The following is a 17,160-nucleotide window of genomic DNA, read 5'->3' on the forward strand; positions in this document are numbered from 1 at the left end:
CACGATTAGCTGGAAAACGGAATGACGTCCGCCTAACGTACTGCCCTGTCGCGACAGACACGGCCAAGCGTCGTTAGTGGACGAGAACCAGCTTCGACGGACAGGTGCCAGCCGGACCTGACCCACAGGCGCAAAAAGGTGAGGAGCAGTGCCATGCGCGGCAACAACGACTGGAGCTGAAAAAGATAGGGATGCGCGAAACAGCGCATATGAATAGCCTTGAACCCTGAGCTACCGCTCAGTTGCGTTCGGCAACGAGGACTTCCATGTCTGAGACCGGCACCAACGACGACGCGACCGATCAGCGGCTTCGGCTGCTCATCGGTCTCGTCGTCATGGTGGCCGCCGGTGTCGTCGCGCTCTGGACGGTTTACGTCTTCCACGTCCCCGAACCCCGGCCGCCGACCCTGGTGCTCGTCCTGCTCTGCGGAGCGGTGATCGTCACCAACCGGCTGCGGGTCTTCGTCCGGATCAAGTCCAGCTTCTTCGGCACCGCCTGGGGTGAGGTGCCGGTGCTGGTCGGCCTGGCCCTGCTGCCACCCGTCTGGGTGGTGCTCTGCGCGGCGGTCGGCCAGGGCATTCTTCGGACAGCGATCCGAGCCGGCGTCCGGAAAACCGCGTTCGCGGTGTCCAAGGAGACCCTCACGGTCAGCGCCGCGGCGGCCGCCTTCCTCGCCCTCGGCATCCGCCCCCACCTCACCGCGCCGGATCTGCCGGTGCTCGCTCTGGTCGCCGGCCTGCTGGCCTACGCGCTGGTCGACGACCTGGTGTTCACGCCGGTCCTGGCCACGAATTCACACATCAGCATCGGACGGGCGGCCCGGCAGAACCTGACCGGCAAGATCATCAGCCACCTCGGCCAGCTGATCGCCTGCCTGATCGTGCTCTGGGTGCTGGCCACCGATGCGAACGTGCTGCTCCTGCTGGTCGTCCCGCTCGTTGTGGCTTGCATGCACCTCTGGCAGTCGCGCACCACCCGGACGCGGCAGGAGCGCGAATCCTGGCAACGCCTGGCCAAGGCCACCGACGAGCTGAACGCCGTCGACCTCACCCAGGTGCTGCACTCCGCGACGACCCGCGCGGCACAGATCTTCTCGGCGGCCGAGGCCGCGATCGACCTGCCCTACCGGAGCGTCCGCGCCACCGGGGCCGTGGTGCTCAGCGACACCCCGCCCGGCGGTGGCCCGGCCCGGGCCGACGAGACCACGGTGGACCTGGTCGCGCACGACGGCGGCATGCGCGTCGGCGTGCTGCGGCTGCGCTTCGGCGGGACCGTCCGGCTGACCGAGGTCGAGCAGTACAAGCTGCGTACCTTCGCGTCGGCGGTCTGCACGGCGATCCGCAACGCGCAGGCGTACGCCGAGCTCGCCCGGATCGCCGCGGAGAACGCGCACGCCGCCACCCACGATCCGCTCACCGGCCTGCCCAACCGGCGGCAGCTGTACGACCGGGCCGGCCGCCTCTTCACCGACACCGGTCACGACGGCCTGGTCGCCCTGCTGCTGATCGACCTGAACCACTTCAAAGAGGTGAACGACACGCTCGGGCACGCGGCCGGCGACGTCGTGCTGCGCGAGGTGGCCGACCGGCTCAACGGCTCGGCCCAGCCCGGTGACCTGGTCGCCCGGCTCGGCGGCGACGAGTTCGCGGTGCTGCTCACCGGCCTGCCGACGCCCGCGCTGGCCGGTCATCGCGCCGCCACGATGCTCGGCGCGCTGGAGCCGAGCATCGAGGTCGAGGGCATGCGGATCACCGTCGAGGCGGCCGGCGGGATCGCGCTCGCGGCCGGCGCGGGCAGTGTCGAGGAGTTGATGCGGCGCGCCGACATCGCTATGTACCAGGCGAAACGCGCCGGCGAGCCGACCACGATCTACGCCCACGCGCGGGACACCGCGGACGTCGAGCGGCTGATGCTGACCGGAGAGTTGCGGCGCGCGGTCAGCCAGCACGAGTTCACTGTGGACTTCCAGCCGATCGTCGACCTGGGCAGCGGCGAGGTCATCTCGGCCGAGGCCCTGGCCCGGTGGAAGCACCCGGACCAGGGCGATCTCACCCCGGTGCAGTTCCTCGAGGCGGTCGAGCGCTCCGGGCAGCTGCCCGCCTTCGTGGACGCGGTGCTCGAACAGTCGCTGCTGGCCATGCAGACCTGGCGGGAGGCCGGCTTCGACCTGCCGGTGGCGGTCAACGTGTCGCCGCGCAGCCTGCTCGACCCGAACTTCCCGGCCGCGGTGCTGGCCCGGCTGGAACACCACGACGTGTCACCCGGTCAGCTGATTCTCGAGCTCGCCGAGACCCTCACGCTCAGCCAGATCGACGTGGTCGAGCGGGCCCTCGCGGAACTTCGCAACGCCGGGGTGCGGCTGGCCGTCGACGACTTCGGCACCGGGGTGTCGTCGCTCTCCGTCCTGTCCCGGATCCCGGTGCACGAGCTCAAGATCGATCGGGAGTTCGTGGCCGCGGTGGAGACGTCCGCGGAGGCCGCGGCGGTCATCCGGACCACCGTCGACCTGGCGCGCAACCTGCATCTGACGGTGGTGGCCGAGGGCGTCGAGAGCGAGCCGCAACGGCGCGCGCTGTGGGAGCTGGGATGCCTCGCCGGTCAGGGCCACCTGTTCGCGCGGCCGCTCTCCGCCGCCCGGCTCCTCGGGACGTTGCAGCGTGGCTCGGGCGGGCGGCCCGGGGTGCTCGCGTCGGCGCTGCACGACGCGGGGGCCGTGGTGCGGATGCCGGCCCGGCGGGTGGCCAGGGCGGGGAGATCTTCTCTGCCACACTTGCCGGCGTGACGGAACCTGCCGGCGGACTGCTCGGGCGTGTCGACCGGGCGGCCGGTGGGCTCGCGGCCGACCTCGGGCTGTATCTGGTCTCCGGCGCGTTCGCGCTGGTCACCGGGTTGACTTCGACGCTCCTGCCGCATCGCGGGTGGGGCCTGATCGCGGCCTGGGGATATCTCGTCGCGGCGCTGGTCGTCGTCGGGCAGCTCCTGGCGCAGCGTGCCGCACCGGCCGTTGCCGGTGATCGGATTCGGGCTTGGCTGGCCTGGCTGACCTGGGGCGCGGTGGCGCTGGTTCCACTGCTGGTGGAGGCGGTGCAGCGGGCCGGCGGACGTACCGACCGGGCCCAGGAAGAGGTGCTCGTCGTCGAGGCGATGGGAAAGTCGCTGCTCGAACACGGGACGCCCTACCTGAGCCGGGACGCGATCGCCGCGCTCCCGCTGCCCCTCACCGGCTACCGGCCGTACCAGCCGGGGATGGCGGTCTTCGGGCTTCCACGCGCGCTCGCCGGTGATCATTGGTGGACAGACGCGCGGATCTGGTTCGCGATCACCGCGGTGCTCGCGGTGGGCGGGGCGGTCGCCCTCCTGCGTTCTTTCACCCCATTTCCGGTACGGGCGATTCAGGCCGCCACCGTGCTGCCGGTGACCGCGTTGACGCTGGCCACCGGCGGGGACGACATTCCGGTCCTGGCGCTGTGCCTGCTCGCGCTGGCCCTCGCCGCGGTCGGCCGGTTCGGCTGGTCCGGCGTCGCGGTCGGGGCGGCCGCGGCCGCCAAGTTGTTCGCCTTCCCGGTGGTCGCGGTGCTCGCCGTCCTGGCCCTGGTCACCGGGCGCGGCCGGCGGTTCCTGCCGTTCGCCGTCGGGCTGCCGGTGCTGGCCCTGGTCCCGCCGCTGCTGGTGAACGCGGACTCGCTGATCGAGAACGTGCTCCGGTTCCCGCTCGGGCACGGGCTGGTCACCAGTCCCGCGCAGTCGCCGTTCCCCGGATACCTGATCGCCCAGCATCTGCCCGGCGGGCACGTCCTGGCGTCGGCGCTGCTGGGCGGGGCGGCGCTCGTGATCGGCTGGCTGCTGCTGCGCCGGCCGCCCCGGGACGCCGGACGGGCCGCGCTCTTCTGTGGATGGGGGCTGCTCGCGGCGATCCTGCTGATGCCGACCACCCGGTTCGGGTACCTGCTGTACCCGGTGGCCTTCCTGGTCTGGGCAGCCACGCTGTCCCGCCAGGCACAGGAGACGCACAGGTTCTTCCGTCCCGTCGGATGACATGGCCTTGTACCGTCAGTTAGATGCAGATGACCTGTCCCAAGTGCCACGGCGAAATGCGGGTCTACGAGCGCAGCGGCGTCACGATCGACCAGTGCACCGAATGCCGCGGCATCTTCCTGGACCGCGGCGAGCTGGAGAAGCTCTTCGCCGCCGAGGCCACATACAACAACCGTCCCTCATCGGCGCCGGCCCCGGGTGCTCACACGCCGCCGCCCCCGCCGCCGCCCGCGCCGCACGGTGGGCACGGATACCCGCCGCCCCCGCCCCCGCCGCCGCCCGCCTACGGGGTGCCGGTGCACCACGCGCCGCCGGCCGCGCACTACCCGCCGCCGCCGGTGCACTACGGGCACCACGGGCACTACCGGCAGCCGCACTACGGGCACCACGGGCACTACCGTCGCCGGGGCTTCCTCCACGACCTGTTCGACTGACGGGCCGGCTCCGGGCCTGCTCTTTGGTTCGCGGCTCACTCATTTGCTGATGATCAGCGGTGCTCGCTCCGGCCGGCGTTCCGGCCGCCGGAGCGGGCTCCCGCCTGCCTTTCGGTAGGCCGCTCGCCACGTCGGCTGCTCGCTGTCTGACTTTCCGACAGTCGCTCGCCACGTCGGCCCCTCGCTGCCTGACTTCCCGGCAGCCGCACTCCACGCCGGCCCCCTCGCTGCCTGACTTGCCAGCAGCCGCAGCCGGCCGTGTCTCTGATGAGCCACCGCCCGGACCTTGTCGGCGGCCGGTCGGCGGGCCCGCAACCAGCCGATTCGGCGATGGACGTGGGGCTCACGGCCATCGGCGGTCTACTCGGTGATATTCGGCCGCCCGCGAGTTGGGACGGCCGCGGGACGTTACTGAAGAGCACTGGCCGGACGCCGTTGACCGAGAGCGACCATGTGATCCCCAGTCCGTGTGCTGCCGAGTCCCCGTCATTCGGCTCTGCTAGCAGCCACAACTGATTACCTGTGAACCGCGGCCGGGTATCCCTACGTGGCATTGATCACGCTCTGTGACCACAATTCGGAGTCAGGCCGTCACTTTCCAGCGAACTATTTCGATAAGGCTCTCTTTACGTTCGCGTTACGAAGTCGATGGAATACGCAACGTCGCGGATCTTGGGTATTGTCACCACGTCCTTGTCGCGGCGAACGGAGGAAGAACCGTGACTGAAACTGCTGATCGCGCGGCGAATCAGGCGCTGCGCAACGATCTTGAAGACGTCTATGGCCGCTATGAAGAACTACGCTCCGGAGTGGACGAACTACAACGTAGTCTCGCCACGATGCAGGTGAGCGCAAAGTCAGCGGACGGTGCCGTCCAGGCCACCGTGAACGCTGACGGCGATCTCGTCGGATTGCGCCTCGACCCGCAGGCCTGCCGCGAGTGGAACGTCGACACCCTGGCCCGCGTGATCGTGGAAACCGTGCAACACGCCTCTGCCGGCAAGCACCGCCAGGTGGAGCAACTGGTCACGAACCACCGCTCGCCGGAAGAGGCCGACCCACTCGCCGCCTGACGCCCGGCCGGTTCGCGTTCGCAAGCTCCCCAGACCCCGGCTTGCGGCCAACCACCTGACGCCTTGAGCCAGCCCGCGCGCCGTCCTGCGCCGCGCGCCGTCTTACACCCGCGCGCCGCTTGAAGCCCGCGCGCCATCTAACCCCGCGCGCCACCTGAGCCGTCCTACGCAATCCGGGGCCGGCTCACGCGCCGTTCCGAGACCACACGGCGCCGCCGCCACGCTGTCGCGGCCAAGAGCCGCCGCGCACCACTCGGCCGCGCACCGCACCACACAGCCGCGTACCACCCCGGCCGCAAAACTCGCAGCCGGGGAGCGCTGTGTGCCGCCGGGTGCCGACGGGACGGAACGTGCGGTCGGTAGGGCTCCGGGCGTGACTGCGCTGCCCGGGGCGGTTCTCACGACGTACCCAAGAAGGGGGAAAGGCCGGGGTCAGCGGCCTTGCCGTAGGCGGATGGTTTTTAGATCGCCATGTCGACGAAGCGGGACAGGTGCAGCTGGGCGGCGACCGTGATCGTGTCGGTGGGGCCGTTTCGGTGCTTGGCGACGATGAAGTCGGCCTCGCCCGCGCGCGGGGACTCCTTGTCGTAGTAGTCATCGCGGTGCAACAGGATCACGACGTCCGCGTCCTGCTCGATGGAGCCGGATTCACGCAGGTCGGAGAGCTGGGGGCGCTTGTCGGTGCGCTGCTCGGGGCCACGGTTCAGCTGGCTGACGCCGATCACCGGGCACTCGATCTCCTTGGCCAGGAGCTTGAGGCCACGGGACAGCTCGGAGACCTCCTGCTGGCGGCTCTCCGTCTTCTTCGGCGAGGACATCAGCTGGAGATAGTCGATGACCAGCATCTTCAGGTTGTGCCGCTGTTTGAGGCGGCGGGCCTTGGCGCGGATCTCCATCAGGTTCATGTTCGGCGTGTCGTCGACGAAGATCGGGGCCTCGCTGATCTCGCCCATCCGGCGGGCGAGCTTGGTCCAGTCGTCGTCGGAGAGCTGGCCGGACCGGAGGGTGTGCAGCGGGACCCGCGCCTCGGCGGAGAGCAGCCGCATCACCATCTCGATCTTGCTCATTTCCAGCGAGAAGATGGCGCTGGCGCAGCCGTGCCGGATCGCCGCGTTGCGGGCGAAGTCCATGCTCGCGGTCGACTTACCGAGACCGGGGCGACCGGCCACGATGATCAGCTGGCCCGGGTGCAGGCCGTTGAGCAGCCGATCCAGGTCGGCGAAGCCGGTCGGGACGCCGGACATCACGCCGCCGGACGCGCCGACCGCCTCGATCTCGTCGAGAGTCGGCTGCAGCATGTCGCCGAGGGCCGCGAAGTCCTCGCTGACCCGCTTCTCGGTGACGTCGTAGATGGCCTGCTGGGCGCGGTCGACGATGTCGTCGACGTCACCGCCGGCGTTGCCGCTGGTGTTGTAGCCGAGCTGCACGATCTTGGTACCGGCCTCGACCAGACGACGCAGGATGGCCCGGTCCGCGACGATCCGGGCGTAGTAGGAAGCGTTCGCCGCGGTCGGGACGCTTTCGATCATGGTGTGCAGGTAGGGCACACCGCCGATCCGCTGCAGCTCGCCGCTGTCGGCCAGCGCGGCGGCCACGGTCAGGGCGTCGGCCGGCTCGCCCCGCCCGTACAGATCCAGGATGACGTCGTAGACGGTGGAGTGCACCGGCCGGTAGAAGTCGTTGGTCTTCAGGATCTCGACCACGTCGGCGATCGCGTCCTTGGACAGCAGCATGCCGCCCAGCACGCCCTGCTCGGCGGCGACGTCCTGTGGGGGCGCCTTGTCGTACTGCCCCCCGTTCGGTGACTCGGAGCGGGAGAAACCGCCGCCCTGAGGTCCCCCGGACGGCTGAGATGGGGGTCGCGGATCCGGTCGTGCGTCGTCGGTGATCGACACCGGGACATCCCCCCTAAATGATCATGCCGCCATCACGATCCAACTTCCCTCTGACGATCCGTTCGGCCGATCCCGTCGGGAGTTCAGCAGAACCAGTCGATCAGAGGGATGGCCCACTCTACGAACCCGGCGTCCACCAGCCCAACTGCTCCGGTGGACGAGCCTTGGGACAAGCTGTGGACAGATGGCCTTTGTCTGTGGGCGAGCCTGTGCACAGCATGTGGACAACTCTTGGGGAAAGAGCCCCAGCAGCACTTTTCCGGCGTCTTCCTGTGGAGGGCAGAAAAGCTGATAGATCTGGGAAAATACCGGGTCGGGTGAGCAAGCCGTCGCTGTGAGGCGTTGCGGTTCCGTCTCCGGCACGTCACCCTTTTCAGGTGGACCAACGGGAGTGGGACTACGGCGCCCGCATGTCGCGCGAGAGGCGCGCTGCGGAGGCTTGGCCCATCCCGGAACCGGAGATCGACGAATCCGGTACGCGATGGTCGGCGCTGACCGATACCGGCAGCATGACGCCGAGCCCGGAAGCGCTGACGTGGCAGCGCCGCGCTGACGCGTGGGCGCAGCAGAGTGAGGTCGAGCCCTACACGGGCGGCGGCGGTGGCCAGGCGATCGAGCCGGCGAACCGCTGGTCCGACGTGGCCTCGACCGGCCGTCCGGCGTTCCCGGCCGACGGCGTCGGCTGGCGCACCCAGACCTCGGAGTGGCGGGCCACCGGCGCGCGCTGGCGGCAGACCACCGAGTGGCGGTCGTCCACCGGCTCGCACGTGTGGCGTTCGACCACCGAGGCCTGGGAGGGCGGCGAGGGCGAGGGGCAGTCCCCGGCGCAGGCCCAGTCGCCGGACCGTCCGACCATCTCCGGCACCGCCTGGCCGACCCCGGCGCTGGAGTCCGGCCGGGAGAGCTCCCGGGAGATCTCGTCCAGCTGGTCGGAGACGCCGTCCTGGCAGCGCGACGCGGATCCGCCGGGCCGGGCCGCGACCACCCCGGTCGAGCAGACCTGGAGCAGCAGCTCCGCCACGCCCTCCTGGCAGCAGCCGTCCGCGCCGACCCCGTCCTGGCAGCAGTCCGCCCAGACGCCGTCCTGGCAGCAGCCGCAGCAGCCGCCGGCCCCGACCCCGTCGTGGCAGCAGCCCGCCGCGCCCACGCCGTCCTGGCAGCAGCAACCGCAGCAGCAGCGGCCCGCGGACCCCTGGTCGACCTCCACCCAGACCGGCGGCGCCCGGTCCGCCGAGAGCGCCGCGCCGTCGTCCTCCTGGGACACCGGCCGCCGCTCGCCCGGGGAGAACACCACCGACGTGGCCGGCTGGGACCGTTCCGACGGTCCGGGCTGGCAGGCCGGTCCGCGGGACGACGGCCGGCACTTCGTCCGGGAGGACGACCGGGCCGCCTGGCGCCGCGCGGACGACGAGTGGTCCACCCGGCGTGGCCGGCGACGAGCGCCCGAGCCCGAGGTGCAGCCCTCCGGCGGCAGCGGCTGGTCCAGCCCCGCCGAGGGGGACGAGTGGTCCGGTCACCACGACACCGGCAACATCTACGCGGCCGGCTCGCCGATGGCCGACCCGGGTCCGCCCGCGCCGTCCTGGGGCAGTCGTTCCGTCCGGCGCGACTACGAGCCCGACGAGGCGCCACGCCGCGGCCCGGCTCCGGATCAGAGCGCGGCCTACGGTGAGCGGGGCGGGCAAACCCCGATTCAGTACGGCGTACGCCCCGTCTCGTCCCGCCGCGCCGCCCCGGACGACCGCCGTGCCGCCCCTGAGGAGCCGCCTCCCGGCCCGGGCGGCCCGATCGGCACCGGGACAGCGTCCGGCGGCCTGCCGGAGCGTCAGCGTGGCGACGGCCGGCGTGGCCGCAAGCCGCAGCGGTACAACGCGAACCCGACGAACTGGCGCGAGGACACCTCCTCCTGGGACGCCGACGAGGACTCCAGCAACTGGACCCGCGACCCGGACACCGGCCAGTGGAGCCGGGGCGACGAGGACCCGCGCGTGCTGGCCTGGCGTGCCGAGGCGGCCCGTCGCGAACAGATGAAGCAGGGCGAGACCGCGCTCCCCGCCGAGCCCGGCGGCCCGGCCGGCTGGGACGGCGGCGGCCGGCGGGGCCGGCGCGACGACGAGGCCACCGGCCCGGTCGGCGGCATGCCCGGTGGCCCGCTTCCGCCCGCCGGCATGCCGGACGGGCCCGGCGCCCGGCCGCGCAGCGCCATGCCGGACAGCCCGGCCGCCCGCCAGCGCAGCGCCATGCCGGCGCCGCGCAGCGCGATGCCCGCTTCGCCGCCAGCCGGCGGTGGCTGGTCGAACGCCGGGGCGATGCCCGGGCCGGCCACGCCGCGCAGCGCGATGCCCGGCGGCGCGCCGTGGAACGGTGCCGACCAGCCGGACCCGGCCGCGTCCGGGCGGTTCCGCGCCGAGCAGCAGTACGGCTCGGGGCCGTACCCGGCGCAGCGGGGCGCATCCGAGTCGTACGGCGCCGCTGATCCGTATGCGGCCGCCGGTTCCTACGGCGCCGGTTCCGCCGGTGGCGGTTCCTTCGGCGGCGCTGACCCGTACGGAAATGACAATGGCGGCCGGCGACGTGCGCCGGAGCCGGAACCCGAAGCGTGGCCGGGCCGGCAGGCCCGCCGTGACGACGACTACGCCGCGGAGAGCTGGCGGCAGGGACCGATGCCGCCCCGGCCCCGGGAGCTTCCCGCCGGGCAGTCCGACTGGTCGGAGCCGGGGTACGGCGCTCAGCGCGAGCTGCCGGCCGGGCGCCGGGCGGAGGAGCGCGACCCGCGGCAGGGCGGCTACGGCGCGCCCGAGCCGGACGGCTGGGCGGTTCGTGAGCAGCGGCAGCAGCCCGGTTACGGCGCCCCGGAACCGGATCGTGGCCCCCGCCAGGGTGGTTACGGTGCGCCCCGGCAGAACGGATACGACGACACCTACGGAGCTCCGCAGCCGGACCGTGGTGGGTATGCGGGCCAGGGCTGGTCCGACACCCGCCGGGTCAACGGTGCGCGGGAGTTACCGCCCGGCAATCCGTCCCGTGAGCCGTCCTACGGCATGCGGGAGCTGCCCGCGGCGCCGCGCAAACCCGCCTACGGTGGTCAGCGTGAGCTGCCCGGCGGGCCGTCCCCACAACCCTCGCAGGCCGCATGGTCTGATCAGGATCCGCCGGGTTTCGAAGCTGAAACCGATCGATACGGCAATCCGCGTCGTCGGGATGACCGTGACGATCCCCCTTTTGGGGGCGGCGGGGGCCGCGAACCAGGTGACCGGCGGGCCCCCGGTGCGTACGACGGCGTTTCCGCTGACGGTGGAAACGGGCAGGTCAGCGGAGGAAATGGAGCCGCGAACGGCTTCGGCGGCTATCGACGCGAGGCCGACCCGGCGACGGGTCCCGGGCCGGGCGGCGACTGGCGGGCCGAGCTCAACGGTGGCGGAAGTGCTGCCGCTCCGGTCTCCGGCGCGTCCGGGTATCGGGCTGCCGCGACTCCGGGTGGGGACTGGCGCGCTGATCTGAACGGCGGTGGCGGTGCTGCCGCCGGTGCCGCGGCTCCGGTCGCCGGGTATCGGGCCACCGCGGCGGCCGGTCCTGACTGGCGGGCCGAGATGGGCGGGGCTCCGGCCGCCGGGGCTGCGCCCACCACGATCACCACCGCGGTGCCGCCGGCCGGGGACTGGCGGGCCGAGATGAACGGCACCGTCACCGGCTCCGCGCCCGTGTCCGGTGCGGCCGGTGCCGGTTACCGGCCCGCCGCGGATCCCGGTGCGGACTGGCGGGCGGATCTCAACGGCACCGCTGCCGCGCCCGCCTCCGGGGCCGCCGGATATCGCGCGGCCGCTGGGCCTGACTGGCGTACCGACATGAGCACGGCGCCGACGTCCGGCGCGGCTCCCGCTGCCGTGGCGCCCGTCTCCGGGGCCGCCGGTTACCGGGCTGCCCCGGGTTCGGCGCCCGAGGTCGGGGCCGACTGGCGGCGTGAGCTCGCCGCGCCCGGCGACGGGGATCCGCAGCGGTTCAGCACCTCGGACTTTCCGCCGTTCCAGCCGAGCGGCTCGGCCGCGGTCGCGAACGGGTCGAACCTGGCGTTGAGCGCCACCTCGGTGATCTCCACGGCCGGCGCGGGCGCGGCTCCGGCATCGATCGGCTCGCCCGGATCCGTTGAGGAAGACACGTCGTGGCCGCCTCGCCGCGGGGTGAGCAGCGCCCTCTTCGAGAACACCGGGTCCTACGAGCGGCGGCCGGTCAGCAGCGGCCTGCTCTCCGGCCAGCAGAACGACCTCCTCGACCCGGGCGATGAGGACGAGGCCGAGAAGTCGAACAGTCCGCTGGCGGCGGTCGGTTACACCATTGGCTGGTACGGGGTGCCGGTCGTGCTCTTCGTGATCGGCATCCTGCTGGTCAATACCGGACAGCGGGCGCACGCTCTGCAGACGCTGGCCAACGCCGCGCCGGAGTTCGGGATCTCGCTGGGACTGAGCATCGTGGTGGCGTTCGGGTTGCGCTTCGCCACGACCGCCTGGAAGTCGGCCAGCGTCGGGCTGGCCGCCGCGGTGGTGGGTGGCGGGTTGGCTACGGTGCTGGCCTCGGCCATCACCGGCAACAGCCTCAGCTGACTCGGCGGCGGCGCCCTGCTGCCCTGCTTCACTCTTGGCGTCACTCCACGAGCCTTGTCGCGCCCTGGCGGCCGATCCGCGAGCCTTGTCGCGCCCTGGCGGCCGATCCGCGAGCCTTGTCGCGCCTTGCCGGTCGATCCGCGGCCTGTCAGCCCCGCCGTGCGCTGCCGGCCTTTGCCCTTGCCACGCCCCAGCCGCGCCCTGGCCGGTCCTTCCCGCAGTCCTGTTGATCATGGGTGGAGCAGAGTTTGATGATGGTGATGAGGAGCAGTGGATGAGTTCGGAGCCGCCGGTCTGGCTGCTCGACGTCGACGGCGTGGTGAACGCCTTTCGCGCCGGGTGGTACGCCGCGCCCAGTGTCGTGCAGGTCTACTCTGCGGCGGACGCCTATGACTACCGGATTCGCTACGAGCCCCGGCTGGTCGAGGCAATCCGGCGGATCCATGTCAGTGGGCAGGCGACGGTGACCTGGTGCACCACCTGGTGCAGTGACGCCGCAGCCTTGGAACACGCATTTGACCTGCCGGAACTTCCTCGGGCCTTCAACGAGCCGGTGACCGGGACGGCGGCTTCTCAAGCCAAGCTCGCCGCCGCCCACCGAGTGATCGCTTCCGGTCGGCGCCTGATCTGGACCGACGACGTGGAGGTCGACCTGCACGCCGCCGTATGCGCGCCGTGGGCGGCCGACGGCCGTGCCCTGCTGATCAGCCCGAACGCCACGCGCGGCCTCCGAACCGAGCACCTGCACCGCATCGAGCGATTCCTCCAGCAACCCTGACCGCCATGCCGGGCCCGGGCCGGCACGGCGGCACGGCGGCACGGCGGCACGGCGGCACGGCGGCACGGCGGCACGGCGGCACGGCGGCACGGCGGCACGGCGGCACGGCGGCACGGCATGATGCAGGGCGGCAGCCCCGCGCGGAACAGGCCGGGCAAGCGCGGCAATCCGGGCGCTGAGCAGCGCAACTCCGGCCGCAACGCGAGCTGGAGCGGCACGAGACGAGGTAGCGCAGGCGCGGCGCGAGCTGGAACGACAACAAGACAGCGCGGGCAGCACGGGCAGCGCCGGGCGTGTGAATGGCGGCGCAGGCATGGCGTGGCGCGAGGGCGGCGCAGGCGCGGCGCGAAAGCGGCACGGCGCGAGGGCAGCACGGCGCGAGGGCAGCACGGCGCGAGGGCAGCGACCTGGGGCTCGGAAAACACGAACGGCATGCCGGGACGAGCCCGGCATGCCGTAACGCGGTGGTGCGAGGACTTACTTCGAGGGGACCACGTTCACCGGGAACGTAGCCGTGACCTCGGGGTGCAGCTTGACCTGAACGTTGTACGAGCCCGTGGTCTTGATGTGACCCGGCAGCTCGAGACGACGACGGTCCAGCGACGGACCGCCGGCGGCCTTGACCGCGTCGACGATCTCGGCCGGGGTGATCGAGCCGAACAGGCGGCCACCGTTGCCGGTGCGCGCGTTCAGCGTGACCTTGAGGCCGGAGAGCTGCTCCTTGACCTCGGTCGCCTGGCCCAGGTCACGGATCTCGCGGGCCTCACGGGCCCGCTTGATCACGACGACCTGCTTCTCGGCGCCCTTGGTCCACTGGATGGCGAAGCCCTGCGGAAGCAGGTAGTTACGGCCGTAGCCGTTCTTCACCTCGACGATGTCGCCGGGCGTACCGAGGCCGGAGACCTCTTGCGTGAGGATGATCTTCATTTGGGTGACCCTCCTCAGCGCGCCGTCGCCGTGTACGGCAAGAGCGCCATCTCACGGGCGTTCTTGACCGCGCGGGCGATCTGCCGCTGCTGCTGCGAGGTCACACCCGTGACCCGGCGGGCGCGGATCTTGCCCCGGTCAGAGATGAACTTCCGCAGGAGCGCGGTGTCCTTGTAGTCGATGTAGGTGATCCCGTCCTTGTCGAGCGGGTTCACCTTCTTCTTCGGCTTGCGAAGCGCCGCAGCCTTAGCCATGTGCTCTAACTCCTGAACTCAAGATAAGCCCGAGGGCTTAGAAGGGAGGCTCGTCGTCGAACGAGGAGTTGTTGCCGCCGCCGCCGGAACGGTTGCCGCTGGAGGAAGCGGGCGCAGCCGTGGCCCAGGGGTCGTCGAAGTCGTTGCCACGACCGCCACCACCACCGGTGTTACCGCCACCGCTGTTGCCACCACCGCTGAACTGCTGCCGGTTGCCGCCACCACCACCGGAGGCGCCGAAGCCACCCCCGCCGCCGGACCGGCTCGCCTTCTGCACCTTCGCCGTGGCGTAGCGCAGAGACGGACCGATCTCGTCGACCTCGAGCTCGATGACGGTGCGCTTCTCTCCCTCTTTGGTGTCGTACGTCCGCTGCCGCAGCCGGCCCTGCACGATCACCCGAGCGCCGCGCTGCAGCGACTCGGACACGTGCTCGGCGGCGTCACGCCAGACGCTGCACGCCAGGAAGAGTGGCTCGCCGTCCTTCCATTCGCCCGACTGCCGATCAAGGGTCCGCGGGGTGGAGGCGATGCGGAATGAACAGACCGCCGCCCCCGATTGGGTGAAGCGCAGCTCAGGGTCGTTGGTCAGATTGCCAACCACCGTGATTACGGTTTCTCCAGCCATGAAACTTCTCCTCGCCGCTCAAGTCGTTGACGCAAAGGGTCTCAGGACCCTCTGACAAAAACGCCTCAGCGGGTCTCGGGACGGATGACCTTGGTCCGCAGGATGGACTCGTTGAGCTTGAGCTGACGGTCCAGCTCGACCACGGCCTCGGGCGTCGCCTGCAGGTCGATGACCGCGTAGATGCCTTCAGCCTTCTTGTTGATCTCGAACGAGAGCCGGCGACGGCCCCAGACGTCGAGCTTCTCCACCGAGCCACCCGCGGTCCTGATCACGTTCAGGTACTGGTCGAGCGACGGGGCGACGGTGCGCTCCTCGAGCGAAGGATCGAGGATCACCATGAGTTCGTAATGACGCAAGACATTCACCTCCTGTGGGCTGTACGGCCACGGAATTTCCGTGGCAGGAGGTCTTGTGTCGCACGCAGAAGAAAGCCGTGGGAGTCAACCGCCCCACGGCAAACAGTCCGCGAACCGAGCCAGCATACCCAGCTGAGGCGCTGAGGCCCAAAACGAAGACCCCGTCCGGGTGGACGGGGTCTTCGTCATGCAGAGCCGCGGGGCGTCCGGTCCGGTTCGTTGGGTGGGACCTGGGGAGGAACGACCACACCGATGAGGTGGACGCGGTCGCCCCGCGGAGCCTTACGAAGAGAATCTTACGCCAGATTTGACCGGGATGCACGTTGCGACACGATTGCCCGAATAGTCGCAGTCAGTACGCCGAGGGCGCAAACCATCGCGGTGAGCCCGAGCAGCCCGATCGGCCGGCTGGTGCGCAGCGGTCCGACCGACGCGACCGGCTCGGCGGCGGGTACCGCCAGCGGCTCGTCCAACTCCTGGGCGGGCGTGTCGAACAGGGCGGGTGGGGCCGGCTCGGCGGCGACCAGGCCGGCCGCCGGATCCTGCGCGGGCACCAGCGCCTTGCGCTCGCCGGGCGGCATTCCGGCGAACGTGGGGTCACTGCCGGCCGCCGTACGGGAAATCCGGTCTTTGATCTTGGATTTTGATCCGCCCCGCGGGGCCGCCGCGGCGCTGCTGGAAGCCATCGCCCCCGGCTCCCGATGCCGGGCGTGACCCGCGGTCTGTCCCGGTCGCGAACGCGGTGACCTGGTGTCCGGCAGCGCGGAGCCGGGCGCCGACGCGTGCGCCGGGGCGCCCGCGGCGATCGACGGCAGGCTGTCGGCGCTCGACCCGCCCGGCGCCGGGTCGGCGAACGTCGACGGCGTCGACGGCACCGCGGTGACCAGCATCGGCAGCGGGTCGTCGGCGCCCGAGCAGTTCGGCGTGAGCCGGACCGGCGTGGTGCCCCGGCGGAACAGCACCTCGGCGGCGCCGTCCTCCGGAATCACCCCCCGGGGCTGGCCGGCCAGCTCCAGACGCGCGGCGTGCCCGGTCCGGTTGATCACGTGCAGGGTGCTCTCGGCGGGCACGGTCAGCTTCTCCACGCTGGGCTTGGATCCGCAGGACAGACCGAGCACGCCACCGTCGAAGGTGACCCGCCGGCCGCTCGGCTCGACCTGGTCGGCGCTCGCCGTGCCGTTGACGAGCAGCGGCCCGCCGAAGATCAGGCCGCCCGCCACCAGCGCCGCCATCCGGTATCGGAACTGCCGCGACATGCGTATCTCCCCCGGGGTTCGCCGCCGGCCTGCACGGACAATCGGTCAAACGTGATCGATGGGGCTAACGACGCGGATCGGAGGCCGGTGACGCTCGCCAGAAAGTGTCGGACCGGCGTCGTAGGCTCGTCCCATGCGCATCGGAGCCCATGTCGATCCCACCGACCCGCTGGCCGAGGCCGCCGCCCGCGGCGCCGAGGCGGTGCAGTTCTTCCTCGCCGACCCGCAGAAGTTCGACGACCCGCTGCCCCGCGAGGACGCCGAGCTGCTGCGAGCGTCCGAGGTGGACGTCTACATCCACGCGCCCTACCGGCTGAACCTCGCCTCGCTGAACAACCGGATCCGCATCCCCAGCCGCAAGCTGCTCATGACGCACGCCAGGGCGGCCGCCGCGATCGGCGCGAAAGGCCTGATCGTGCACGGTGGGCACGTCGACGGCGGCGACCTCGAGGCCGGCTTCGCGAACTGGAAGAAGGCGTTCGAATACGCCGAGAAGGACGGCGGCTTCCCGCTCCCGATCCTGATCGAGAACACCGCCGGCGGCACCAACGCCTGCGCCCGGCGCTTCGACGACCTGGCCCGGCTGTGGGACGCGGTCGGCGGCTTCGGGGCCGGCTTCTGCCTGGACACGTGCCACGCCTTCGCGGGCGGGGAGGATCTGGTCGGCATCGTCGACCGGCTCAAGGCGATTACCGGGCGAATCGATCTGATCCACGCAAACGACTCCAAGGGCGGCTTCGACTCGGGCCAGGACCGGCACGACAACCTGGGGAATGGAAAGATCGACCCCGAGTTGGTGGTCGCTGCCATCCGCGCCTCCGGAGCCCCGGCCATTGTGGAGACTCCGGGCGGGCTGGACGGGCAGCGCGCCGACATCGCCCTGCTGCGTGAGCGGTCGGGCGTCTGACGTACCTGGTCCGGGGAGAGT

General features: G+C 71.3%; 13 protein-coding genes. 7 read left to right on the forward strand and 6 right to left on the reverse strand.

Annotated features, from left to right (window positions below; genetic code table 11):
- Positions 1 to 266: 266 nt before the first annotated feature.
- The 4 genes from L3i22_RS53015 (at position 267) to L3i22_RS53030 (ending at position 5,543) form a co-directional block, all read left to right on the forward strand.
- A complete protein-coding gene (locus L3i22_RS53015) occupies positions 267 to 2,783 on the forward strand; it encodes a bifunctional diguanylate cyclase/phosphodiesterase (protein WP_221324920.1) in 2,517 nt (838 codons plus the stop codon).
- Complete coding sequence (locus tag L3i22_RS53020; RefSeq protein WP_221324921.1) at positions 2,780 to 4,036, forward strand: glycosyltransferase 87 family protein; 1,257 nt, start codon at positions 2,780 to 2,782, stop codon at positions 4,034 to 4,036. Before L3i22_RS53015 ends, L3i22_RS53020 begins: the two co-directional genes overlap by 4 nt.
- Before the next feature lie 23 nt (positions 4,037 to 4,059).
- The gene (locus L3i22_RS53025) at positions 4,060 to 4,470 is read left to right on the forward strand and encodes a zf-TFIIB domain-containing protein (RefSeq protein WP_221324922.1); all 411 of its coding nucleotides are present in this window, start codon (positions 4,060 to 4,062) and stop codon (positions 4,468 to 4,470) included.
- Positions 4,471 to 5,189: 719 nt separating this feature from the next.
- The gene (locus tag L3i22_RS53030; RefSeq protein ID WP_221324923.1) at positions 5,190 to 5,543 is read left to right on the forward strand and encodes a YbaB/EbfC family nucleoid-associated protein; all 354 of its coding nucleotides are present in this window, start codon (positions 5,190 to 5,192) and stop codon (positions 5,541 to 5,543) included.
- Between the two features lie 461 nt (positions 5,544 to 6,004).
- Here L3i22_RS53030 and dnaB read toward each other — a convergent pair whose 3' ends face one another.
- Positions 6,005 to 7,438 (reverse strand): replicative DNA helicase, encoded by a 1,434-nt coding sequence (dnaB, locus tag L3i22_RS53035; protein WP_221324924.1) that lies wholly within the window; start codon positions 7,436 to 7,438, stop codon positions 6,005 to 6,007.
- Between the two features lie 509 nt (positions 7,439 to 7,947).
- Here dnaB and L3i22_RS53040 point away from each other — a divergent pair.
- Both L3i22_RS53040 and L3i22_RS53045 read left to right on the forward strand, forming a co-directional pair.
- Positions 7,948 to 12,036 carry a hypothetical protein gene (locus L3i22_RS53040; RefSeq protein ID WP_221324925.1) on the forward strand — a complete coding sequence of 1,363 codons (4,089 nt, stop codon included), beginning with the start codon at positions 7,948 to 7,950 and terminating at the stop codon, positions 12,034 to 12,036.
- A gap of 274 nt (positions 12,037 to 12,310) precedes the next feature.
- A complete protein-coding gene (locus L3i22_RS53045) occupies positions 12,311 to 12,814 on the forward strand; it encodes a hypothetical protein (protein ID WP_221324926.1) in 504 nt (167 codons plus the stop codon).
- Between the two features lie 477 nt (positions 12,815 to 13,291).
- Here L3i22_RS53045 and rplI read toward each other — a convergent pair whose 3' ends face one another.
- The 5 genes from rplI to L3i22_RS53070 form a co-directional block, all read right to left on the reverse strand.
- Positions 13,292 to 13,741, reverse strand: a complete 450-nt coding sequence (gene rplI / locus L3i22_RS53050; RefSeq protein WP_221324927.1) for a 50S ribosomal protein L9 — start codon at positions 13,739 to 13,741, stop codon at positions 13,292 to 13,294.
- A gap of 14 nt (positions 13,742 to 13,755) precedes the next feature.
- Positions 13,756 to 13,995: a 30S ribosomal protein S18 gene (gene rpsR, locus L3i22_RS53055; protein WP_007073789.1), complete on the reverse strand. Its 240-nt coding sequence runs from the start codon at positions 13,993 to 13,995 to the stop codon at positions 13,756 to 13,758.
- Between the two features lie 37 nt (positions 13,996 to 14,032).
- On the reverse strand, positions 14,033 to 14,620 hold the full coding sequence (locus L3i22_RS53060; RefSeq protein WP_221324928.1) for a single-stranded DNA-binding protein: 588 nt from the start codon (positions 14,618 to 14,620) through the stop codon (positions 14,033 to 14,035).
- A gap of 65 nt (positions 14,621 to 14,685) precedes the next feature.
- On the reverse strand, positions 14,686 to 14,976 hold the full coding sequence (gene rpsF / locus L3i22_RS53065) for a 30S ribosomal protein S6 (protein ID WP_203743675.1): 291 nt from the start codon (positions 14,974 to 14,976) through the stop codon (positions 14,686 to 14,688).
- Between the two features lie 296 nt (positions 14,977 to 15,272).
- Positions 15,273 to 16,232 (reverse strand): hypothetical protein, encoded by a 960-nt coding sequence (locus L3i22_RS53070; RefSeq protein ID WP_221324929.1) that lies wholly within the window; start codon positions 16,230 to 16,232, stop codon positions 15,273 to 15,275.
- Between the two features lie 133 nt (positions 16,233 to 16,365).
- Between L3i22_RS53070 and L3i22_RS53075 the strand changes: the two genes are divergently transcribed.
- A complete protein-coding gene (locus tag L3i22_RS53075; RefSeq protein ID WP_221324930.1) occupies positions 16,366 to 17,139 on the forward strand; it encodes a deoxyribonuclease IV in 774 nt (257 codons plus the stop codon).
- Positions 17,140 to 17,160: the final 21 nt, after the last annotated feature.

It is taken from the genome of Actinoplanes sp. L3-i22, from assembly GCF_019704555.1.
Classification (GTDB): domain Bacteria; phylum Actinomycetota; class Actinomycetes; order Mycobacteriales; family Micromonosporaceae; genus Actinoplanes.